This is a genomic window from Halomonas sp. I1 (assembly GCF_032334135.1).
Lineage (GTDB): Bacteria > Pseudomonadota > Gammaproteobacteria > Pseudomonadales > Halomonadaceae > Halomonas.
Genome location: NZ_JAVXUS010000029.1, coordinates 1 through 21,611 on the forward strand (window position 1 = coordinate 1; position 21,611 = coordinate 21,611).

Annotated in this window: 17 protein-coding genes; 7 read left to right on the plus strand and 10 right to left on the minus strand. The window is 63.4% G+C overall.

Going from position 1 to position 21,611, the window contains the following annotated elements; all coding sequences use genetic code 11:
• Window positions 1–165: 165 nt before the first annotated feature.
• The gene (gene rnt / locus RSO41_RS18135) at window positions 166–831 is read right to left on the minus strand and encodes a ribonuclease T (RefSeq protein ID WP_275288424.1); all 666 of its coding nucleotides are present in this window, start codon (window positions 829–831) and stop codon (window positions 166–168) included.
• 168 nt (window positions 832–999) lie between these two features.
• On the opposite strand from rnt, the gene RSO41_RS18140 reads away from it, so the two are divergent.
• Together RSO41_RS18140 and RSO41_RS18145 are read left to right on the plus strand one after the other, a co-directional pair.
• Window positions 1,000–2,220 carry an argininosuccinate synthase gene (locus tag RSO41_RS18140; protein WP_315620667.1) on the plus strand — a complete coding sequence of 407 codons (1,221 nt, stop codon included), beginning with the start codon at window positions 1,000–1,002 and terminating at the stop codon, window positions 2,218–2,220.
• Between the two features lie 23 nt (window positions 2,221–2,243).
• Complete coding sequence (locus RSO41_RS18145; RefSeq protein WP_315620668.1) at window positions 2,244–2,543, plus strand: HlyU family transcriptional regulator; 300 nt, start codon at window positions 2,244–2,246, stop codon at window positions 2,541–2,543.
• Between the two features lie 57 nt (window positions 2,544–2,600).
• Here RSO41_RS18145 and RSO41_RS18150 read toward each other — a convergent pair whose 3' ends face one another.
• Genes RSO41_RS18150 through RSO41_RS18165 form a run of 4 tightly spaced genes read right to left on the minus strand, consistent with a single transcriptional unit; the run spans window position 2,601 to window position 7,987 of the window.
• Complete coding sequence (locus RSO41_RS18150; protein ID WP_315620669.1) at window positions 2,601–5,381, minus strand: sensor histidine kinase; 2,781 nt, start codon at window positions 5,379–5,381, stop codon at window positions 2,601–2,603.
• A gap of 4 nt (window positions 5,382–5,385) precedes the next feature.
• The gene (locus RSO41_RS18155; RefSeq protein ID WP_315620670.1) at window positions 5,386–5,571 is read right to left on the minus strand and encodes a hypothetical protein; all 186 of its coding nucleotides are present in this window, start codon (window positions 5,569–5,571) and stop codon (window positions 5,386–5,388) included.
• Entirely contained in the window at window positions 5,568–7,616 is a 2,049-nt protein-coding gene (locus RSO41_RS18160; protein ID WP_315620671.1) for an exonuclease domain-containing protein, read from the minus strand. Before RSO41_RS18160 ends, RSO41_RS18155 begins: the two co-directional genes overlap by 4 nt.
• Window positions 7,616–7,987 (minus strand): response regulator transcription factor, encoded by a 372-nt coding sequence (locus RSO41_RS18165; protein WP_315620672.1) that lies wholly within the window; start codon window positions 7,985–7,987, stop codon window positions 7,616–7,618. The genes RSO41_RS18160 and RSO41_RS18165 overlap by 1 nt, the downstream gene beginning before the upstream one ends.
• A gap of 170 nt (window positions 7,988–8,157) precedes the next feature.
• Between RSO41_RS18165 and RSO41_RS18170 the strand changes: the two genes are divergently transcribed.
• Together RSO41_RS18170 and RSO41_RS18175 are read left to right on the plus strand one after the other, a co-directional pair.
• Entirely contained in the window at window positions 8,158–8,835 is a 678-nt protein-coding gene (locus tag RSO41_RS18170) for a glutathione S-transferase (RefSeq protein ID WP_315620673.1), read from the plus strand.
• Window positions 8,836–8,840: 5 nt separating this feature from the next.
• Complete coding sequence (locus RSO41_RS18175) at window positions 8,841–9,893, plus strand: DUF3524 domain-containing protein (protein WP_315620674.1); 1,053 nt, start codon at window positions 8,841–8,843, stop codon at window positions 9,891–9,893.
• Between the two features lie 112 nt (window positions 9,894–10,005).
• Here RSO41_RS18175 and nth read toward each other — a convergent pair whose 3' ends face one another.
• The 5 genes from nth to RSO41_RS18200 all read right to left on the minus strand — a co-directional run bounded on the left by nth (window position 10,006) and on the right by RSO41_RS18200 (window position 15,706).
• Entirely contained in the window at window positions 10,006–10,641 is a 636-nt protein-coding gene (gene nth, locus RSO41_RS18180; RefSeq protein ID WP_315620675.1) for an endonuclease III, read from the minus strand.
• A 21-nt stretch (window positions 10,642–10,662) separates the two neighbouring features.
• Window positions 10,663–11,637 carry an electron transport complex subunit RsxB gene (gene rsxB, locus RSO41_RS18185; protein ID WP_315620676.1) on the minus strand — a complete coding sequence of 325 codons (975 nt, stop codon included), beginning with the start codon at window positions 11,635–11,637 and terminating at the stop codon, window positions 10,663–10,665.
• A gap of 9 nt (window positions 11,638–11,646) precedes the next feature.
• Window positions 11,647–13,683, minus strand: a complete 2,037-nt coding sequence (metG, locus tag RSO41_RS18190) for a methionine--tRNA ligase (RefSeq protein ID WP_315620677.1) — start codon at window positions 13,681–13,683, stop codon at window positions 11,647–11,649.
• A gap of 129 nt (window positions 13,684–13,812) precedes the next feature.
• Complete coding sequence (gene thiI, locus RSO41_RS18195; protein ID WP_315620678.1) at window positions 13,813–15,291, minus strand: tRNA uracil 4-sulfurtransferase ThiI; 1,479 nt, start codon at window positions 15,289–15,291, stop codon at window positions 13,813–13,815.
• Window positions 15,292–15,424: 133 nt separating this feature from the next.
• On the minus strand, window positions 15,425–15,706 hold the full coding sequence (locus tag RSO41_RS18200) for a hypothetical protein (RefSeq protein WP_315620679.1): 282 nt from the start codon (window positions 15,704–15,706) through the stop codon (window positions 15,425–15,427).
• A 555-nt stretch (window positions 15,707–16,261) separates the two neighbouring features.
• Between RSO41_RS18200 and RSO41_RS18205 the strand changes: the two genes are divergently transcribed.
• The 3 genes from RSO41_RS18205 to RSO41_RS18215 all read left to right on the plus strand — a co-directional run.
• Window positions 16,262–18,382: a type I secretion system permease/ATPase gene (locus tag RSO41_RS18205; protein ID WP_315620680.1), complete on the plus strand. Its 2,121-nt coding sequence runs from the start codon at window positions 16,262–16,264 to the stop codon at window positions 18,380–18,382.
• Window positions 18,383–18,515: 133 nt separating this feature from the next.
• Entirely contained in the window at window positions 18,516–19,130 is a 615-nt protein-coding gene (locus RSO41_RS18210; RefSeq protein ID WP_315620681.1) for a response regulator transcription factor, read from the plus strand.
• A gap of 166 nt (window positions 19,131–19,296) precedes the next feature.
• A partial coding sequence (locus tag RSO41_RS18215; RefSeq protein ID WP_315620682.1) for a retention module-containing protein occupies window positions 19,297–21,611 on the plus strand: 2,315 nt, incomplete at its 3' end.

Consider the following 21,611-nt stretch of genomic DNA (forward strand, 5'->3'; position numbering starts at 1 on the left):
GAGCTTAGTGTTTGTCGTTTTTGGCGTGTTGTTCGGACTTGTGAGCTTCGAGCTTCGAGCTTCGAGCTTCGAGCTTCGAGCTTCGAGCTTCGAGCTTCGGGGTTGTTCTTCGCATCTCGTGACTCGATGCTCGCGGCTTACAGCTTACAGCTTACAGCTTACAGCTTACAGCTCCTCCACCCCTTGCTCGCGTTGGGCGAGTCGCCAGCCGCCGAGGTCTTTGTAGCGGTTGATCATGGCGCAGAACAGCTCGGCGGTGCGCTCGGTGTCGTAGCGGGCCGAGTGAGCGGCGCCGTTGTCGAACTCGATGCCGGCGGCGCGGCAGGCGCGGGCGAGTACGGTCTGGCCATAGACCAGGCCGGCCAGCGAGGCCGTGTCGAAGCTGGAAAAAGGATGGAAGGGGTTGCGCTTGATGGCGCAACGCTCCACGGCAGCATTGAGAAAACCGTGGTCGAAGGCAGCGTTGTGGCCGACCAGAATGGCACGGGTACAGCCATGGGCCTTGATGGCCTTGCGCACCGGGCGAAAGATTTCTCCCAGTGCTTCGGCTTCGCTGACCGCGACTTGCTGGCGCAACGGGTCGTCGAGGCGAATACCGGTGAAATCCAGAGCCGATTGTTCGACGTTGGCGCCCTCGAAGGGGGTGACATGATAGGCGAAGGTGGCGTCGGGCATCAGGTTGCCTTCGGGGTCCATGGTCAGGGTGACCGCGGCGATCTCCAGGATCGCGTCGCCCTTTGCGTTGAAACCGCCGGTTTCCAGGTCTACCACCACGGGCAGGAAGCTGCGAAAGCGCTGCGCCATGAGTTCGCGGGTGACCGCCTCGGTCATGCGCCTCTCCTTGTCCTGGGCACGAAAAAGCTGGGCACGAAAGTCCCGAAACGCGGAAGTCTAGCATTATCAGGGGCGAGTCGTCCCGTCGCCGGTATTCGTGCTCGGTGTGGCGCGCTATACTCGGCTTTTCACGATGCTCACCGTTTACCTAGAGGAGCCCCCAGCATGTCCGATGTCAAGAAGGTCGTGCTCGCCTATTCCGGCGGCCTGGACACATCCGTCATCGTCAAGTGGTTGCAGGAGACCTATGACTGCGAGGTGGTGACCTTCACCGCCGACATCGGCCAGGGTGAGGAAGTGGAGCCCGCACGGTCCAAGGCCCAGGCGCTGGGTGTCGAGGAAATCTACATCGAGGATCTGCGCGAGGAGTTCGTGCGCGATTATGTCTATCCGATGTTCCGCGCCAATACCATCTACGAGGGCGAATACCTGCTGGGTACGTCCATCGCCCGCCCGCTGATCACCAAACGGCTGGTCGAGATCGCCAATCAGACCGGCGCCGATGCCATTTCTCACGGGGCCACCGGCAAGGGCAATGACCAGGTGCGTTTCGAGCTCGGGGCCTATGCGCTCAAGCCCGGGGTCAAGGTGATCGCGCCGTGGCGCGAGTGGGATCTCAATTCCCGCGAGAAGTTGATGGCCTACTGCCAGCAGCACGATATCCCGGTGGACTTTTCCAGCCAGAAGAAAAAGTCGCCGTATTCCATGGACGCCAACCTGCTGCATATCTCCTACGAGGGCGGCAACCTCGAGGATCCCTGGGTCGAGGCCGAGGAAGACATGTGGCGCTGGAGCGTGTCCCCCGAGGCCGCTCCGGACAAGCCCACCTATGTGGAGCTGACCTTCGAGCGTGGTGATATCGTCGCCATCGATGGCGAGCCGATGCGGCCCCATGACGTGCTGTCCAGGCTCAATCAACTGGGCGGCGACAACGGCATCGGTCGTCTCGATATCGTCGAGAATCGCTATGTCGGCATGAAGTCGCGCGGCTGCTACGAGACGCCGGGGGGCACCATCATGCTGCGGGCCCATCGTGCCATCGAGTCGCTCACCCTCGACCGCGAGGAGGCACACCTCAAGGACGAACTGATGCCCAAGTATGCCGAGGTGATCTACAACGGCTACTGGTGGAGCCCGGAGCGTCGTGCCCTGCAGGCGGCCATCGACGAGACTCAGAAGAATGTCTCCGGCGTGGTGCGCATGAAACTCTACAAGGGCAATGCCACCGTGGCGGGTCGCAAGTCCGACGCCTCACTGTTCGACGAGTCCATCGCGACGTTCGAGGACGATGCTGGCGCCTATGATCAGAAGGATGCCGAAGGCTTCATCAAGCTCAATGCCCTGCGGTTGCGGATCGCCGCCGGTAAGGGGCGTCAACAGAGCTGAACCGGGGCCGAGGGAGTACCGTCATGCTGAAGAAACTGTTATCCGGCCTGTTCGGGCAGGGCGAGGCCAAGTCCGGCGGCGCTCCCGAGGGCGAGCCGGTGGAGTACCAGGGCTACCTGATCGTGCCCCAGGCCGAGGACATGGGCGGCCAGTTTCGCGTTAGCGGCTGGATCCGCAAGCCGGATCCGGAGGGTGGCGAACCACGGGAACACCGCTTCGAGCGCTCCGACGTGGTGCCCGGCCGCGAGGCCTGCGATGCGCTGATGGTCAGCAAGGCCGAGCGCTTGATCGATGAACTGGGTGATGATCTGTTCAACGACTAGCCTTGTGCCATCTCATCCCGATGCTCTTGAACGGCGCCCTGGTGGCGCCGTTCGTCTTCATGGTGATTCACCCAGACCGGGGAGGGATTCCGGCGATGTCCCGGCGCCGGTTCTATCGTCCGGTGCCTCCGGCAGTTCCATGACCAGACAGGCGCCGCCAAGGGCGGAATCGTTCTCGATCCATAACCGACCGCCGAGGTGGGCGACGATGCCTCGGCTGATGGGCAGACCGAGTCCGCTGCCGCGAGGTCGGCTTCGTGCGGTGCCGCCGTCGGCGTGTGGCAGTTGATGGAATTTCTCGAAGACCCGTTCGCGCTCCGATTCGCCGATACCCGGGCCGTTGTCGGAGACGGCGAGACGAAAGCCGCGCTTGTGTCGTGTCAGCCGCAGTGCGACCCGAGGCGCGTCGCTGTCGGCGAACTTGCCGGCGTTGTCGATCAGGTTGATGATCACCTGTTCCAACCGGTCTGGATCGCCGATCACCTCGGCGGTGTCGACCTCGCAGGCAACCTCCAGCGTGATGCCGCGTTCCTTCAGGGGGTGGTGCAATGTCTCCAGCGCCTGCCGCGTCAGGTTCACGAGGTCGAGTCGGTGTGGTGCCAGTGTCATTCGGCCGCTTTCCAGGCGCGCCAGGTCGAGGATTTCCTCGATCAGGCGCGATAGTCGCTGACTTTCCCTCACCACGACGTCCAGGAAGTGTTCTCGCCGCTGTTCGCCAAGGTCGGGGGTGTCGCGCAGAATTTCGGCAAAGGCGCGGATCGAGGTCAAGGGTGTGCGCAGTTCATGACTGACCATGGCCACGAACTCGTCCTTCAGGCGGTCGAGCTCTCGCAGCCGGTCGTTGGCTTCACGAAGTTCCTGGCCGATGCGTGCGAGTTCTCGGGATTTCTGCTCGAGGCGCCGGTTCATCTCCAGGGTTTCCGAGGTGGTGTCCAGAATGCGCAGGATCGCGTTCAGGTCCAGGGCTTCCCCCCGCACGACCGAGTCGATCAAGACGCGGGCTGAGGCGTTGCCCAGTGCGCCGGCCAGGGCCTGCTCGGCCCGGGCGACCAGGGCCGACGAGGCCGACTGGTCGTCGGCGTCGTCCGGTGCATGATCGGCGAAAACGCGCTGGGTGGCGGCGGCGCCGAGATAGCGGTCGAGCAAGGCGCGTAATTCTCCTCGTAGCGTATGGCCACGCCATAGCGACGTCTGTTCGAGGCGAGGGTGGAGGGCCTCGGTGAACAGGGCGGCCTGGGTCTGTTCCAGCGGCGAGGCACGGCTGAACAACGACACGCCGACCAGCAGGCCGATATTGGCGGTGAGGCTCCAGAGCAACGAATGGGTATAGATATCCCATCCCTCGAGGCCGAACAGCGCGTAGGGGCGCAACCAGTCGATGCCGAAAGGGCCCTGGGTGAGCAGGTCGGCGTTCAACCAGCCCGATTGGGCGAACCCCGGGATCAACAGGGTCCAGGTCCACACCAGGATGCCGGCAGACATGCCCAGCCCCGCGCCGAGCCGGTTGGCGCCGCGCCAGTAGAGGCCGATCAGCAGGGCGGGTGTGAACTGCGCGACCGCGGCAAAGGACACCAGGCCGATGGTGACCAGGCTGTAGGCATCGCCGATCAGGGCATGATAACTGTAGCCCAGCAGCAGGATGCCGAGGATGGCGACGCGTCGGATGCCCAGGACGCGGCTGGCCAGCGAGCCAGAATGACCTCGATGCAGATGCCGTGAACGCAACAGCAGCGGCATCACCAGCTGGTTGCTGACCATGGTCGACAGGGCGATGGTCTCGACGATCATCATGCCGGTTGCGGCAGAGAGACCGCCGATGAAGACCAGTACCGGCAGGCCATCGACGCCCGCGGCCATGGGGAGGGTCAGCACGAAACTGTCCGGGTCCTCGCCGCTGCCGCCGAGCAGGCCGGCCATGGCGATGGGGATCACGAAGAGGTTGATGACCAGCAGGTAAAGGGGAAACAGCCAGGCGGCGCGCTGGATGTGGCGTTCGTCGACATTTTCCACGACCAGCACCTGGAATTGGCGGGGCAGGCCGAGAAAGGCCAGGAAGGCCAGCACCAGCATGCCGACCCAGCCGAGGGCGCCGCCGGGGACTGCTTCCAGGCTCAGGGCATCGGTGAGCGCCGGTGAGGCGGCGACGTGTCTGAAGAGATCGCCGGGCCCCTGGTAGAGCACGAAGACGGTGAAGACGCCTACTGCCAGGAAAGCGGCCAGCTTGACCAGGGATTCGAAGGCGATGGCGGCGACCATGCCCTCATGACGTTCGCTGGCGTCCAGATGGCGAGTGCCGAAGAGGATGATGAACACGGCCAGCACCAGGGCTACCCAGAAGGAGCGATCGGCCCAGAAACGGGTCTCGGCGGTGGCCAGTGGGGTTTCGGGCGCGTAGTCGACCAGTACCGCATGACTCAGGGTGATGGCCTTGAGCTGCAGGGCGATATAAGGCGTGGTGCCGATCAGGGCAATCAGGGCGACCAGGGCACCGAGCCCGGCACTCTTGCCGTAGCGGGCACTGATGAAATCGGCGATGGAGGTGATGCGATGAGTGGTGGCGATGCGCACCATCTTGCGGATCACCAGAGGGGCCATGAACATCGCCAGGGTGGGGCCTAGATAGATGAGCAGGAAGCCCGGCCCGGCATCGGCGGCTCGGCCGACGCTGCCATAGAAGGTCCAGGCGGTACAGTAGACGGCGATGGACAGGGCATAGACGGTGGAAGAGCCGATCACCGAGCGCCCCTGTTCGGCGCGTCGATCTCCCCAAGCGGCGATGACGAAGAGCAGGGCCAGGTAGCCGAAGGCGATTGCCAGGATGACGACATCGTCTCTCATGCCTTTACTCCCCGCGTCGGTCTTCCATCAACCAGGCCATCAAGGCGATAGAACCTCCCCAGGCCAGGAACAGGTAGAGCGGCAAGCCGAAGTCGAGGCGATCGGCGATCAGCAACAGTGGCGGCGTGAACAGCATCGTGGCCAGGGCGACCAGGGCGACGAGGCGTTCCTTGCGGTGCGGGGCATTCATGAGGAGCAGGCATCCTCCCGATCGAGGGCCCTGGCCTGAAAGGCCAGAGCGAGCGAAAGGGTGTCGATGCCCCTGGCCTCCAGTCGCAGCATCAGTACCTGCCACAGTCGGGCGGTGACCCTGGCGTCTCCCAGTGCCGTGTGGCGGGTGCCTGGCGTGAAGCGCAGGCCATATCGTGTCGCCAGGCTGTCGAGGTCGTGGCCTTCCAGGCCGGGGTCCAGGGCACGGGATAGCAGCAGGGTATCGAGTACCGGCATATCGAAGTCAGGGGTAGCGGGGCCGGGCTGGATGGCCAGCATGTCGAAGGCGGCGTTATGGGCCAGTAGCACGGCGCCTCCCACATAGTCGCGAAAACGCGGCAGGACCTGCTCGGCCGTCGGTGCGCCTTCGACATCCCGGTCGGCCAGGCCATGGATGGCAGTGCTGGCCGCAGGGATCGGCCGGCGGGGATCGACGCGTTGCTCGAAGGTTTCGTCGGCCAGGAGGCGACCATTGACGATGCGGCATGCGCCGAGGCTGATCAGCCGGTCTCCTTCGCGCAAGGCCAGGCCGGTGGTTTCGGTATCGAAGGCAACGATGTCCAGGTCTCGCAGGGCGAGAGCGGCGAGGTCGACGTCGGGGGCCGGCAGGAGGGCGATATCGAAGTCATGGAATTCCGGCCGCGGGGGAAGGTCGCGGCGTGGCGCATCGGTTCGCGACAATGCCGGCAAGGGCAGGCGCAACCTGGCCCAGTCACCGTCGGCAAGGCTCCAGGCATCGCTGGCGTGTTGACGCAGTACATCTTCGACACTGGGCGAATGGGGGAGACGTTCGAGACGCCGGTGTCGCCAGGCATCGAGGTGTCGCTGTGCAAGCGCCTGTCCTTTCCAGCAGATATCCAGATAGACGCGGTGGTTGCCGAGGCATAACTCGCCGTCGAAGTCGGAATGCCCGGTATGCTCGGCGAGGGTCTCGAGCAAGGTCACGAGGGCTTCGAGCAGGACCGGGGCGTCGCCCTTGAGCCAGAAGGGCATGCCGATGGGCGTGACGGTCGGTGTGTGCAGCCGCTCGCCCAGAGCGGCCCAGAGATCGTTCGACCAGAGCGGCACCAGGCGTTCGCCCTGACGACGCAAGTCGTCATGTACGCTACCCAGACGCTCGAGGCTGACGCTCAGGGCATCACCTTCCTCGTCGATGACGGATTCGAGGCGGCGGCGCAGCTCGGGGGAATCATCACGAGGCAGGTGGGACAGAGCGTCGGCGGCACTGATCAGGCCAGCGCCATGGCGGCGCAATGCCGGCAACAGGCCGTCGAGCTCGGCCTGTGGCCCGACCTCACGGGCCCAGGTCGTGGTGGCGTCGGTGAGCGTCAGCAGGGTCTCATCGCCAGCGACGCGGTGCAGGTCGACGTGCAGCCAGTGATCCGCATGGGGAATCAGCACTTCGCGACAGCCACCGTCTTCGGGGAGTCGTGCCATGACATCGGCGAGTCCCTTCGCCGAGAGCAGGGCGGAGAGATCCTTGCCCAGCCCCAAGCCGGGATGGGAGACAAAGAGGCGTTCGGCGGCTTGATTGTAGAGCAGCAGTCGTTGATGCCGGTCGCAGAGCAGCAGGGGCGTGTCCAGCGTCTGCAGCAGGACTTCGAGCCGTCGTTGGACACGGGTCGCTTCTCGTGCGCCATCGGCGTGGGCATCGTCCAGTTGTCGGCGGCCTTTCCGCCAGCCGGTGTGGATGCGCTCCAGGTCGGGTCCCAGGCCGCGCAGCCAGCCTTCCGGTGGGGAGATGTCCGGTGCATCGGGGTTGGCGGCCAGTCGAGCCAGCTGTCCATGAAGATGCCGTAAGGGAGTGAACAGCCAGCGCTCGAGGACGATGCCGATGACGAGGAAGGTAATACCTCCGGAGAAACAACCGAGCCAAAGGATCAGCCGTGCCATGCCATGAGGCTGGTAGAGGCTATCCAGCCAGGCGGCGAACAGGGCGCCACCAAGCAGGCCGATGCCGCTCAACAGCAGCCACAGGCCTACCAGGCGCTGGCGTCGGGGAAGGCCGGAAAGATACCGGGCCATCACGCACCCCCATCGAGCAGGGCATGCACCTTGTCGACCAGCGTCCGGGTCGAAAAGGGCTTGGTGATATAGTCATCGGCCCCCAGCGCCAACCCCTTCTCGCGTTCCACCTCACGGCCGTGGGCCGTGAGCATGATGATCGGCAGGTGGCGGTGAGTCGGGTCACTGCGCAGACGCTCGAGTACGTCGAAGCCCCCGATGTCGGGGAGGCTGATATCGAGCAGGACCAGGTCCGGAGCGCCTTGTGCAATGAGACGCAGTGCCGCCTCGCCATCCTCGGCAGTGGAGACCTTGAAACCGGCCTGCTCCATCAGAAACTCCAGCGATAGGACGATATTGGGTTCATCGTCGACCACCAGCACATGGGCCATTCGGGCTCCCTCTTGCTTTCGTTGTGATAGGCGAGGCTTTTTCGGCCAGTCTAGTGACCTTGTCATGGGGGGCAAAGACGACCTTGGCCCAAACCCTATGGCATTCAACTCCTGACTCGTCGCCGTGCCGTCATCTAGACTGGCGGCTGCATTCGTCAGGGAGAGATTTCATGATTCATGTCCATCACCTGGAAAACTCGCGTTCGCAGCGGGTGATCTGGTGTCTCGAGGAGCTCGGTGTCGATTACGAGCTCGTGACCTACCAGCGCGACCCCGAGACGTTGTTGGCGCCGGCATCGCTCAAGGAGGTGCATCCGCTGGGCAAGGCGCCGGTGATCACCGATGAAGGGCGCGATGGCCGGGCGGTGGCCGAGTCGGGGGCCATTCTCGAATACCTGGTGGAGCGCCATGACGATGAGGGCCGGCTGATGCCGGTGGCGGGCAGTGACGCGCGGGAGCGTTATCGTTTCTGGCTGCACCACGCCGAAGGCTCGGCGATGCCGCCCCTGGTGATGCGACTGGTCTTCTCGCGGCTGGACAAGCCGCCGGTGCCGGCTCTGATGCGCCCGCTGGGCCGTCAGTTTGCCAAGGGTGTCGAACGCCGCTTTCTGGGGCCGCGGTTGCGCGAGTTGTCGGCCTTCTGGAACGAGACCCTGGCCGAGTCGTCCTGGTTTGCCGGCGACAGTTTCTCGGCGGCCGATATCCAGATGAGCTTTCCGATCCTGGCGCTGGAGAGCCGGGGCGGTCTTGCGGATCTACCGCACCTGGCGGATTTCCTGGCGCGCTGTCGGGCACGAGAGGCATACCGTCGCGCCGTCGACGTTGGTGGCAGGTTCTCGGTGGTATGAGGCAGATGAGGCGTGGGCTCCTGCTTTCGGCATATGCTGCGGCCAGCCATCGGCACTGGGCCAACGGGGTGGAGTGTTGGCTGGATGACATCGACTGGACCCGGCTCGAGCTGCCGCCCCGGCATTTCGCCTGGCGGATTCGCGGCAACCCCCTGACCTGGATGCTTCGTGAGGGAGAGACTCTGGGACAGGAGTACGATGTCATCCTGGCCACCTCGATGGTCGACCTGGCGACACTGATCGGTCTCTACCCCCATCTGGGCCGCGCGCACAAGGTCGTCTATTTCCATGAAAACCAGTTCGCCTATCCACTCGCCGAAGGACAGAGGTCGAGTGGCGAGCCCCTGATGGTCAACCTCTATACCGCACTGGCAGCGGATACCCTGGTGTTCAACAGCGCCTACAATCGTGACAGCTTCATTGACGGTGCCCGGACCTTTCTCAAGCGTCTACCCGAGAATCTTCCCGCGGCAGCGCCGCTGGAGGCGCTGCGTGATCGGGCCCGGGTCCTGCCGGTACCGATCGAGGCCGGCACTTCGCGCTCTCCAGAGGGTGGGGATATCATTGTCTGGAATCATCGCTGGGAGTACGACAAGAATCCCGAGACCTTCTTCGGGGCGCTGTTCGGACTGGCCGAGCGCGGCGTGGATTTTCGACTGGCGGTGATGGGGCAGCGTTTCCGTGACTGTCCCGCCATCTTCGATCAGGCGCGGGAGCGCCTGGGAGAGCGCCTGGTGTGCTGGGGGCCACAGTCCAGTGAAGCGTACCGCCGTTGGCTCGATGAAGGGGCGCTGGTGGTCTCCACGACCGATCATGAGTTCCAGGGCCTGGCGATCATGGAGGCGGTGCATCATGGCTGCGTGCCTCTGGTGCCGGACAGGCTCTGTTTCCCCGAATTCTATGAGGAGCGTTTTCGCTATCGGGACGACCGCGAGCTCGAAACGCGGCTCGAGGCCTGGCTGACGAGTCCGGCGAGTCGGCCGTCACCACCGGACAGCGAGGCCTGGACCTGGCCGGCCCTGTTGCCCGCTTATCGCGACCTGCTTCGGCTATCGTGAACGGCTGTTCCAGCCTTCGACCTCGACGAGCCATCGCGACCGCATGGCTCGGCGTTCGGGGATCTTGTCTCGAGGCGCCACATCCTCGTCCCGTCGGGCGATGGGACAGGCTTCACAGGTCGACCTTGTCCGGGTACTCGCAGAGATCCTCGATCACGCAACTGCCACAGCGCGGCTTGCGGGCCACGCAGGTGTAGCGACCGTGGAGGATCAGCCAGTGGTGCGCATCCTTGCGGAAATCCTTTGGCACGTAACGCAGCAGCTTCTGTTCCACTTCGTTCACGTTCTTGCCCTTGGCCAGGCCGGTGCGATTGGAGACCCGAAAGATGTGAGTGTCCACGGCAATGGTGGGTTCGCCGAAAGCGGTGTTGAGAATCACGTTGGCCGTCTTGCGGCCCACGCCGGGCAGGGCTTCGAGGGCGGCGCGCGAACGGGGGACCTCGCCACTGTGCTTGTCTTCCAGAAGGCGGCAGGTCTTCATCAGGTTTTCGGCCTTGGTGTTGTACAGGCCGATGGTCTTGATGTGTTCCTTCAGGCCATCCAGGCCCAGTTCGAGAATGGCGGCGGGCGTGTTGGCCACGGCAAACAGCCGTGCGGTGGCCTTGTTGACCCCCACGTCGGTGGCCTGGGCAGACAACAGTACGGCGGTGAGCAGCTCGAAGGGGGTGTTCCATTCGAGCTCGGTGGTCGGCTCGGGGTTGTGCTCGCGCAATCTGACGAAGATCTCGTGGCGTTTCTGAGCGTTCATGACAGATCGGTTCCGGGCTGGTCAATGGGAAGGGCAGGAAGGCGTGTCTCGGGCTTCCTCGAGGACGCGCTCGGCGCGCTCGAGCTGATGGCGGGCGGCATCGATGGCATCGTCGTCGCCTTGGCGCTGGGCATGGGCCAGCTGCTGTCGAGCGCGGCGCCGAGCTTGCTCGGCAGCGTTGACGGCGAAGCGGCGCTGGCGGTCGGCCGAGGCGGGGCGTGCCTGTTCGTCGGCGTTTTCCAGCTGACGGTCGATATCGGCCAGGCGCGCGCGTAGTTCGTGACGGCGACGCTCGATGTCCTGGCGCGCTTCGGCGGTGAGATCGCCGCTCTGCCCTTGCCGGTCGAGTCGCTTGAGGCTGGCGAGCAGGCTGGCCCGGGTGGTGCGCAGGCTGTTCGAGGATGGGGCCGATCTGCCACTGGTCGACGGGTTCGGTGTGGCGCGTTTCGCCTGGCGTTCGGCGCGGCGTTGCCGTTTTTCCTCGGCCTGTCGGGCGAGTCGTCGGTTGCGGGCATCGTGGCGTTGTCGGCCCAGGCTCGCGCGTCTCGCCAGGTAGTCATGCTGTGCGTGTTCGTCGTGAGCCGCCTGCCATTCCGGGTGCGGCAGCAGGTCGATGCAATCCACCGGGCAGGGCGCCACGCAGAGTTCACAGCCGGTGCATTCGCTTTCGATCACCGTGTGCATCTGCTTGGCGGCGCCGAGGATGGCATCCACCGGACAGGCTTGAATGCATTTGGTGCAGCCGATGCACTCGTCCTCGCGAATTTGCGCGACCAGCGGTGACTGGGCGGGCTGCTCGAGCGGCACCGGGGAGCGACCGGTCAGTTCGGCGAGGCGCACGACGGTTTCGTCGCCGCCCGGCGGGCAGCGGTTGATCGACTCACCTTCGGCAATGGCCTCGGCGTAGGGACGACAACCGTCGTGGCCACACTTGCCGCATTGGGTCTGCGGCAGTGTGGCGTCGATGGCCTCGATCAGGTGCGACTGTTCCGTCACCGTGCCGGCTTACCTTACCCGTTGTCCGGGCTGTGCGCCGGAATGGGGTTCGAGCAAGTAGATGCCGTCGTCGTCGCCGGCGGCCAGCACCATGCCTTCGGATACCCCGAAGCGCATCTTGCGGGGCGCCAGGTTGGCGACCATCACGGTCAGCCGGCCTTCCAGCGCCTCAGGCGCGTAGGCGGAGCGGATGCCGGCGAAGACGTTACGGGTCTCGCCGCCGATGTCCAGCGTCAGGCGCAACAGCTTGTCGGCGCCCTCGACATACTCGGCCTTGGCGATCCGTGCGATGCGCAGGTCGACCCTGGCGAAGTCATCGAAGGCAATCTCGTCGGCGATGGGGTCGTCGGCCAACGGGCCCTTGGGCGTTGACTTGAGTTTCTGTTCTTCCACCAGATCCTCCTTCGACGCCTCGATCATGGCGTCGATGCGGTCGGTTTCGACACGCGTCATCAGGGGCTTGAACTTGGCGATCTCGTGATCCAGCAGGAGTTCCTGGCGGCTGTCCCAGGCCAGGGTATCGAGCTTCATGAAGTGACGGGCGGCCTCGGCCATGGCCGGCACCACGGGCGCCAGGTAGACCATCAGCTGGCGGAACAGGTTGATGCCTACCGAGCAGATGTCGAGCACCTCCTGCTCACGGCCTTCCTGCTTGGCCAGTACCCAGGGCTCGGCCTCGGCGATATAGGTGTTGGCTTCGTCGGCGAGCTCCATGATGCGGCGCATGGCGCGGCCGAATTCCCGCGTCTCGTAGTAGTCGGCGATCTCGTCGCCGGCGGCGATGAAGCGTGCCAGGCGCTGAGGTTCGGCACAGTGCTCGGAGAGCTTGCCGCCGCCGAGTTTCTTGACGAAGCCGGCACAGCGACTGGCGATATTGACGACCTTGCCGACGAGGTCCGAGTTGACGCGCTGGGTGAAGTCCTCGAGGTTCAGGTCCAGGTCATCGACGCCGGCGGTGAGCTTGGCGGCGAAGTAGTAGCGCAGATACTCGGGGTTCAGATGCTCGGCATAGGTCGCGGCCTTGATGAAGGTGCCGCGGGACTTGGACATCTTGGCGCCGTTGACGGTCACGAAACCATGGCAGTTCACCGCGGTGGGCGTGCGCAGTTCGGCGCCGTGCAGCATGGCCGGCCAGAACAGGGCATGGAAGTAGACGATGTCCTTGCCGATGAAGTGGTAGACCTCGGCCTCGGAGTCTCGATTCCAGTAAGCGTCGAAGTCGATGCCTTCGCGCTCGCAGAGGTTCTTGAAGCTGGCCAGGTAACCGATCGGCGCATCGAGCCAGACATAGAAGTACTTGCCCGGCGCGTCGGGAATCTCGAAGCCGAAGTAGGGGGCGTCTCGAGAGATGTCCCATTCGTTGAAACCGGATTCGAACCACTCCAGCAGCTTGTTGCGGATCTGCGGCTGTACATGGCCGTCGTTGATCCAGTCATGCATGAAACCGGCGAAGTCGGGCAGCTTGAAGAAATAATGGGTCGAACCGCGCACTTCGGGCGTGGCACCGGAGATCGCCGAAACGGGGTCGATCAGCTCTGCCGGCGTATAGGTGGCGCCGCAGGCCTCGCAGTTGTCGCCGTACTGGTCTTCGGTATGGCACTTCGGGCAGGTGCCCTTGATGAAGCGGTCGGCCAGGAAGAGCCCTTTCTCAGGGTCGTACATTTGCTCGATATCGCGGGTGGCGATATGCCCCTTGTCACGCAGCCGGGTGTAGATCAGTTCGCTGAAGTAGCGATTTTCCTCGGAGTGGGTCGAATGATAGTTGTCGAAGCCCACGCCGAAGCGGGCAAAGTCCGCCTGGTGGTCACGCGACACCCGGTCGATCAGTGCCTCCGAGCTGATGCCCTCCTGCTCGGCACGCAACATGATGGCAGTGCCATGAGCATCGTCGGCGCAGACATAATGGCAGTCGTGGCCACGGCTCTTCTGGAAGCGTACCCAGATGTCGGTCTGGATATATTCCAGCAGATGGCCCAGATGGATGGCGCCGTTGGCGTAGGGCAGGGCGCTGGTGACCAGGATCTTGCGCTGAGCGTTATTCGACATGGCGGCGTTGGGGTTCCCGTGAAGCGTGACGTGGCGACTCACTGTCTCCCGGAGTCGGAGTCGCCACGAGAAATGTCCGTGAAATCAGCGATTGTAGCATTTTCCGTGTGCGCTGCACTCGATCGACGATCAGGCGCGGCGGTAGACGCCGAAGTGTCGCAGGCCGCGGTCAAGGAGGTGCAGCGCCTGCATGCGGCTCATCACGCCCTGATCGCAGAACAGCAGGTAGTGGTGGCTGGTGTCGAGGTCAGGTGCGCGCTCCTGAAGCTCGTAGAACGGGATCTGCAGTTGCGGCACCCGGTCGAGTTCCAGGGGGGCCTCATCGCGCTCGTGCGGGGCGCGAATGTCGATCACGCAGGGGGCATCGATGCCGCCCAGGGCTTCTGGAGAGTCGACGATCAACAGCGCATCGTCGGAGAGCGGAGCCGGGCGTTCCATCAGGCGGTTGCTACGGGTAGTGACAGCCTCTTCGATGGCGGTATCCAGGACGCCGAAATCGAAGCCGGCCTCGGCGTCGGTGACCTTGGCCGGGTCAGCCTTGATGTGCGGGCGTCTGGAGATGACGCCGCAGTATTCCGGCATCGCTTCGGCGTGACGGGCAGTGTCGAGTTGTCGTGCCTGGTCGATGATGGCCTGCTTGTCTTCGGTGAGCAGGGGGCGAAGTATCGGCATCGGGCTGGCGGCGTCGATCAACGCGAGGTTGGCCAGGGTCTGGCTGGAGACCTGAGCAATGGCGTCACCGGTGACCAGTGCCGGGATGCCGGTGCGTTCGGCGATCCGGCTGGCGGCGCGCACCATCATGCGCTTGAGTACCACCCCCATCAGACCGTCGGGAATGGTTTTCAGGATTTCGCCGACCACGTTCTCGAAAGGCACCGAGATGAAGTGAACGTTGTGCGAGGCGCTGTAGCGTTGCCAGAGGTGATGCGTGACCTCGCGGACGCCGGCTTCGTGGGCGGGGCCACCGAGGTTGAAGAAAACGAAGTGCGACTTGACGCCTCGCCGCATCATTCGCCAGGCCGCTACCGGTGAGTCGAAACCGCCGGATATCAGGCTCAGGACCTGGCCCTGGATGCCCATGGGGAAGCCGCCGAGCCCGGGCCATTTGTCGCGAATCAGTTGCAGGCGATCGTGGGCGATCTCGACAGGCACGACGACGTCAGGATGTTTCAGGTCCACTCGGGCACCCGGCGCGGCTTCGAGCAGGCGTCCGCCCAGGTAGCGTTCGATATCCATCGAGGTGAAATCATGCTGGCCGCGCCGCTTGGCCTTGACGCGAAAACGGCGGCCGTGGATCTCGGGTCCCCAGAGTGGCACGACGTGCTCGGCGATCGAGGCCAGGTCGTCGATCTGGATTTCTTCGGCGGCCAGTACCTCGTGGATGCCGGAGATTCGGGTCAGCGCGCGTTCGGCCTCGCGTGCATGGGCTGCATCCAGCCCGGGCGAGAGCCGTACCTGAATGGCGTCCCAGCGACCACGGACGCGTACCCCTTCGTCATGGCGTTTCAGGGTGTTGCGGATGTTGGACGTCAGGCAGCGCGTCATCTGCTGTCGCACTGAGCGGGACTTGATGGTGATCTCGGGGTAGAGCTTGATCAGGTAGGTCATGCGGCGATGCAAAAAGTAAATGTCGCGGCATTCTACCAGCCGAGGGCCCACTGCGCAGGCCCTCCTGCCGGGGGCGGAGGGCCGCGCTCCGTTTTTCGCTCAGGCTTGTACGAAACCCCTTGCGTGCAGGCCCCTAATAGAGGGCCTGATCCTCGTTCACGACCTCTTTGAGAAGCTCCAGGAACAGCTTGTCGGCTTCGGAGTGCTCGGCAGGGTCGTCCGGGATGTGCACGCTGGTGGTATCCGAGATCTGATTGGCGATACGGACCATGGCATCTGTCGGGTCGTTGCTGATGAGCTCCCGGCGCGCGATCTCCAGGGACTGTTCCGTGATCCTGGGGTCCTGTAGCAGTTTCTTGATGAAACCGCGTAGCTCATTGATGACACGGGTCTTCTGGATCTCCGATGAGGACATGGGGGTCTCCTTGTACGGGGCGGTCGGTCATGCTTGTCACGATATCACGATTGCCGGGGGGCGGGGCATTCCTGCCCGTGCTCTCATCCTTCATAGGGGGTAGAATATTAACAATTATTTAATTATTACGAGGAAAAGTCGCTGCTGCTTTGTAAGATAGTGTAAATATGTAACAGTCGGCGCAAGTGAAGCGCACATCATGATAGTAGTGAGTTGACAGGAGCCACGATCGAAACTTTGTTTGTTGTCTCTAATCCTTGCAGGCCAGGAACGTGGTCGGGTCGAGATACATGTCAATCGGTGCTTTTGCGATGCAGGGCACGAGTGAAGTGCCGAGCAAATCGGCGAGCGGAGTAAGCCGCAAGGCGCCCGGAGCGCAAGAACCGGAGCCTATGTGGAATAGGTGAGGGTTCTGACCGGGCTGGCCACCAGCACCGCGTAACGCAGTGGTTTGCCCGCACAGGCATTTGTGCAGTGTTTACCTGGTCGTCGAGGAAAGGAGTGGGTGTGACGCGACGGGAGAGCTTCTTCGAACGTGCCGATGATGAGTCGGTCGTGAGAGATGAGTTACTGGCCTGCCTGCTCAGTATCGCGCTGATGCACGAGCATGACGTGAGTGCCGACACCGTGACTGCAGGGCTTCCTCTGGAAGATGGGTGCTTGACGCCTGGCGTGTTCGGGCGGGCGGCGGCCAAGGCGGGCATGACGGCGAGTATCGTCAAGTCTCGCCTGGTACAGCTCAACCAGGCGTTGCTGCCTGCCGTGCTTCTGCTGGAGCCTGGGCGTGCCTGCGTGCTGGTGGGGCTTGACCTGAAGGCCCGCCGTGCTCGGGTCATTTATCCCGAACTGGGAGATGCGCCGGCCGATATCGACCTGGATGCGTTGCAGGCGCGCTATAGTGGCCGGGCCATCTATGTACGGCCGCGATTCCGTTTCGATGAACGAAGCTCGGGGGTCGGCAAACGAAATGTCCGGCACTGGTTCTGGGGCGTGATCCGCGAGAACCGGCGCCTCTATCGTGATGTCATCCTGGGGTCGCTGGCGATCAATTTGTTTGCGGTTGCCATGCCGCTGTTCGTGCTCAATGTCTATGATCGCGTGGTGCCCAATCAAGCCACTGAGACCTTGTGGGTCCTGGCGTCGGGCATCTTTGTGGTGCTGTGTTTCGATCTCGTGCTGCGCTTGATGCGCAGTGCCTTCATCGATCTTGCGGCCAGCCGCGCCGACGTCAAGCTGTCGGCATCGATCATGTCGCAGGTGCTTGGCTTGCGCATGTCGGCGCGACCTTCATCCACTGGCTCCTTTGCCTCGACGCTGCAGTCCTATGAGTCGGTCCGCTCCTTTATCGGTTCGGCGACGGTGGTGGGGCTGGTCGATCTGCCGTTTGTTCTTTTGTTCGCGGCCATCATTGCGCTGATATCGCCGCCTCTGGTGATTCCGGTGATCATCGGGATCGTCTTCGTATTGCTCTATGCCCTGGCGGCGCAGAGCAAGCTGCACGAGTTGTCGGAAACCACATGGCGAGTCAGTGCACAACGCAATGCGACTCTGGTGGAGCTGGTTTCCCAGCTCGAGACCGTCAAGGCCATGCGCAGCGAGAGTCGCATTCAGAGCAGCTGGGAAAAGGCGACGGCTTTTCTATCCAGGACGGCCGCGCGGCTCAGGTTGATCAGCTCTTCGGTCTCGAGCGTGGCGCTGTGGGCACAGAACAGTGTGGCGGTCTGCGTGATCATGGTCGGTGTCTATCAGATCATCGAAGGCAACCTGACCCAGGGCGGACTCATCGCCGCCTACCTGCTTTCATCCCGTGCCATGGCGCCCGTCAGCCAGGCCGCGTCGCTGCTGGCGCAGTATCATCATTCGGCCACGGCGCTGGAGGCCCTGGACGATGTGATGGCGCGTCCGGTCGAGCGTCCTGCCGACAGGACCTTCATCGATCGGCCGGTGGTGCGTGGCGAGATCCATTTCGAACGGCTGTCGTTTCGCTATCCCGACGAGGAGCGTGATGCCCTGCGGAATGTACAGTTGACCATCAAGCCCGGCGAGAAGGTGGCGCTGCTTGGCCGGGTAGGGTGTGGAAAGAGCACGCTGGCCAAGTTGGTGCTCGGGCTCTACGAGCCGTCCGATGGCGCGGTGATGGTGGACGGGATCGATATCCGTCAGTTGGACCCGACCCAGCTCCGCCGGCATATCGGCTATGTCCCTCAGGATGTGAGCCTGTTCTTCGGGAGCCTGAGGGATAACATCGTCGCCGGTGCCGGCAGCGATGAGGTCAATGATGACGCCTTGTTAAAGGCCATCGAGCTCAGCGGCCTCGAAGACCTGGTGAATACGCATCCCCAGGGCCTGGACCTGGATGTTGGAGAGCGCGGACAGCGCCTCTCCGGGGGGCAGCGCCAGGCGGTGGCCATTGCCCGGGCCCTGGTACACGACCCCCGTATCCTGCTGCTCGATGAACCTACCAGCTCGATGGATCATTCCACCGAGAAGGCATTCAGAGAGCGTCTCGATGCGTATGATCATGACAAGACGCTGCTAATGGTGACGCACCGGACGTCGTTGCTGCCTCTGGTTGATCGCGTGGTCGTCATTGATGCCGGTGCGGTCATGGCGGATGGGCCACGTGACAAGGTGGTGGATGCCTTGCGCAAGGGCCAGATCGGCCACGCCAAGTGAAATATCAGGCATATAAGATAATCAAAAAAGCACGTCGTCACGGACATCCATCGATGCGCCTCGGCTGGGAAGAAAGCGTGCCGGTGGCTGTCTCGGGCGAACGCATGGAACGATGCCCAGGGAGAGCATGACAATGGCTCAGATGTTCATTTTCCCGCCAGAATCGGGAGAGTTGCCGCGTTGGCGAGAAGCCTTTCCGGATGCCAGGTTGCTCGGGCCACAGCAGGCTCGAGCTCAGGTCGGTGAGGGCGACAAGGTATGGGTGATGAGCCGCCTGGAAGGGTGGCGGGAGCTCGTCATGACGTTGAGCCAGCGTGGTGCCGTGGTCAGTGTCCTGAGCCAGTCTCCCACCTACGCTGAGGCCTTGAGTGCTCTCGATGCCGGTGCGCGGGGTTACGCCCATGCATTGTCGCCTCCCGAACTGTTGCGTCAGATGGAGATCGTGATTTCCCATCAGGGTATCTGGGTCTGGCCGGAACTGATGAAGCAGGTAATCGGAGGTGCCTTCCGTGCTCTGGGCGGGGCCGCCTCATTGCATTCCGAGGTCCTGGAAGGCCTGACCGAACGAGAGCGGGCGGTGGCCCTGGTGGTGGCGGAAGGCCTCAGCAACAAGGAAGTGGCGCGGCAGTTGGCGATCACCGAGCGGACCGTCAAGGCACATTTGGGTGCCATCTTTCGCAAGCTCGGCATTCGTGATCGTATGCAGTTGATTCTAAAACTTTCCCATCAGGAATCCGAAGTGCCGTAAGTCCAGTACCTTCTTCCACTGTCTGTCTCTCTACTGCCGACATTCGCCGGGTCTTGTCCATCGGTACAATGTCAGCGGGTGACGCCGTGATTTAACCTTTGGATACTATCTGGACCGTCTTTAGCATACGCACGGCTCGATTCGCCTGTGCACAAGGAGTCATTTAATGGCCATCGCCACTGTCGTTTCCATTACGGGTCAAGCTTGGGCAAGGGACAGTCAGGGTAACCTGCGTGAACTTCACGAGGGGGATGCCCTGAGAGAAGGCGAGACGCTCGTTACGGCCGATAATGCCACTGTGGAGCTTGATTTCGGTGATGCCTTCGGACCCACTACCATCGGCGGTGGCGAGACGGTGGCGATGACGCCCGACCTGGATGCCGGTCAGCCGGTTTCGGTAGACGAGGCCAGTGCTCAGGATGAAGACCTCGAAGCGCTGCTGACAGCCATCGAACAGGGTAACGAGGACCTTCTGGAGGGCCTGGAAGACCCTGCCGCTGGCAATGGCGGTGCTCAAGGCGGCGGTGGGCATGACTTCGTGCGTCTGGCCCGCATCAGTGAACAGGTCGATCCGTTGTCGTTCGACTTCGGCAGCGTTCAGCCCGGCAGCGACGACACGCTGGAAGGGGCGGCGCTCGCCGATACCGCTGGTGACGTCGAGAGCGACAATGTCCTGGCCGTCGATGATGCTTTCGTGACGAGCGAGGGTGCGCCTCTGAGTGGCGCCAATGTGCTGCTCAACGACAGCGATTCCGATGGTGACCCTTTGACGGTGGCGGATCCGGGGCCGCGGGATGTCATATTCACTATGCCGGATGGCAGTACGGTGTCCGTGACGGTTCGAGTCGGTGCCGATGGCTCCGTCAGCTTCGATCCGAGCGATGGTTTTCAGGCACTCGACGATGACGAGTCGGCCAGTGGATCCCTGTCTTATGAAGTGACCGACGGCAATGGCAACAGTGATAGTGCTCAGGTGACCGTCACGGTGACGGGAGAGACGGATGCACCGCCTGTCGTCGATATCGATGATGGTGCGCCCGGCCTCGCCAATGCCGACCTCACCGTGACCGAAGCGACGGGAAATACGGTCACCGGCACGGCCACGGTGGGTGCCGAGGCGGGCATCGACAGCGTGACCGTCAACGACCAGGACATTACTGGCGCGACGTCCGCCAACCCGGTGACGATCCCGGGTGCCGAGGGCGAACTGCGTATCACCGGCTATAACGCTGCCACGGGTGAGATCAGCTACGACTACACCGAGGACGGCGACGCCGAGGATCACAGCGACGGCGAGATCTTCGACCGCTTCGATCTCGAGGTCACCGACCTGGCCGGCGAGTCGACCACGGATAGCCTGGATATCCGTATCGAGGACACCGAGCCAGCGGCCGGTGATGACAGCGCGGCCATCGGTGAGGATGACACGGACGCGGTCACCGGCAATGTGCTGGCCAATGACACCGAGAGTGCCGATACCCCGAGTGCCATCAGCTTCGATGCCGATGATGTGGCCGCCGCCCAGTACGGCACCTTCGTCGATAACGGCGACGGCAACTGGACCTACCAGGTCGACACCACCAACGGCGCGGTTCAGGCGCTGGACGACGATGACACGCTCACCGAGACGTTCACCTATACGCTGACCGACGCCGATGGCGATACCAGCACGGCGACGCTGACGGTGACCATCAACGGGGCCACCGACGGCCCGCCGACGGTGGATATCGATGACAAGGCCCCGAACGCCGAGGGCGCCGATCACAGCGTGGTCGAGGCGACCGGCAACACCATCAGTGGCACGGCCACGGTGGGCGCCGAGGCGGGCATCGACAGCGTGACCGTCGAGGGTCAGGACATCACCGATGCCAGCAATACTCCGGTGACCCTGCAGGGTGACGAAGGCACCCTGACCATCACTGGCTATAACGCCGCCACAGGCGAGATCACCTACGACTACACCGAGGATGGCGACGCCGAGGACCATGGCAACGGCGAGATCCTGGATCAGTTCACGCTGGGCGTGACGGACCTGGCCGGCGAGTCGACCAGCGACAGCCTGGATATCCGCATCGAGGACACCGAGCCAGCGGCCAGTGATGACAGCGCGGCCATCGGCGAGGATGACACGGACGCGGTGACCGGCAATGTGCTGGATAACGATACCGAGAGTGCCGATACGCCCAGCGAGGTGGTCTTTACCGACACCAGCGCGAGCTACGGCAGCTTCGTCGATAACGGCGACGGCAACTGGACCTACCAGGTCGATACCACCAATGGTGCGGTCCAGGCGCTGGACGACGGCGAGTCACTCACCGAAACGTTCACCTATACGCTAACCGATGCCGATGGCGATACCAGCACGGCGACGCTGACGGTGACCATCAACGGGGCCACCGACGGCCCGCCGACGGTGGATATCGATGACAAGGCCCCGAACGCCGAGGGCGCCGATCACAGCGTGGTCGAGGCCACCGGCAA

Bases quoted from the DNA above. Each gene is read 5' to 3' on its own strand.
- nth (WP_315620675.1), bottom strand. From the start codon at position 10,641: ATGAACGCTCAGAAACGCCACGAGATCTTCGTCAGATTGCGCGAGCAC.
- RSO41_RS18150 (WP_315620669.1), bottom strand. From the start codon at position 5,381: ATGAGAGACGATGTCGTCATCCTGGCAATCGCCTTCGGCTACCTGGCC.
- RSO41_RS18210 (WP_315620681.1), top strand. From the start codon at position 18,516: ATGGCTCAGATGTTCATTTTCCCGCCAGAATCGGGAGAGTTGCCGCGT.
- RSO41_RS18145 (WP_315620668.1), top strand. From the start codon at position 2,244: ATGCTGAAGAAACTGTTATCCGGCCTGTTCGGGCAGGGCGAGGCCAAG.
- metG (WP_315620677.1), bottom strand. From the start codon at position 13,683: ATGTCGAATAACGCTCAGCGCAAGATCCTGGTCACCAGCGCCCTGCCC.
- RSO41_RS18165 (WP_315620672.1), bottom strand. From the start codon at position 7,987: ATGGCCCATGTGCTGGTGGTCGACGATGAACCCAATATCGTCCTATCG.
- RSO41_RS18170 (WP_315620673.1), top strand. From the start codon at position 8,158: ATGATTCATGTCCATCACCTGGAAAACTCGCGTTCGCAGCGGGTGATC.
- thiI (WP_315620678.1), bottom strand. From the start codon at position 15,291: ATGACCTACCTGATCAAGCTCTACCCCGAGATCACCATCAAGTCCCGC.
- RSO41_RS18160 (WP_315620671.1), bottom strand. From the start codon at position 7,616: ATGGCCCGGTATCTTTCCGGCCTTCCCCGACGCCAGCGCCTGGTAGGC.
- RSO41_RS18140 (WP_315620667.1), top strand. From the start codon at position 1,000: ATGTCCGATGTCAAGAAGGTCGTGCTCGCCTATTCCGGCGGCCTGGAC.
- RSO41_RS18175 (WP_315620674.1), top strand. From the start codon at position 8,841: ATGAGGCGTGGGCTCCTGCTTTCGGCATATGCTGCGGCCAGCCATCGG.
- RSO41_RS18155 (WP_315620670.1), bottom strand. From the start codon at position 5,571: ATGAATGCCCCGCACCGCAAGGAACGCCTCGTCGCCCTGGTCGCCCTG.
- RSO41_RS18200 (WP_315620679.1), bottom strand. From the start codon at position 15,706: ATGTCCTCATCGGAGATCCAGAAGACCCGTGTCATCAATGAGCTACGC.
- rnt (WP_275288424.1), bottom strand. From the start codon at position 831: ATGACCGAGGCGGTCACCCGCGAACTCATGGCGCAGCGCTTTCGCAGC.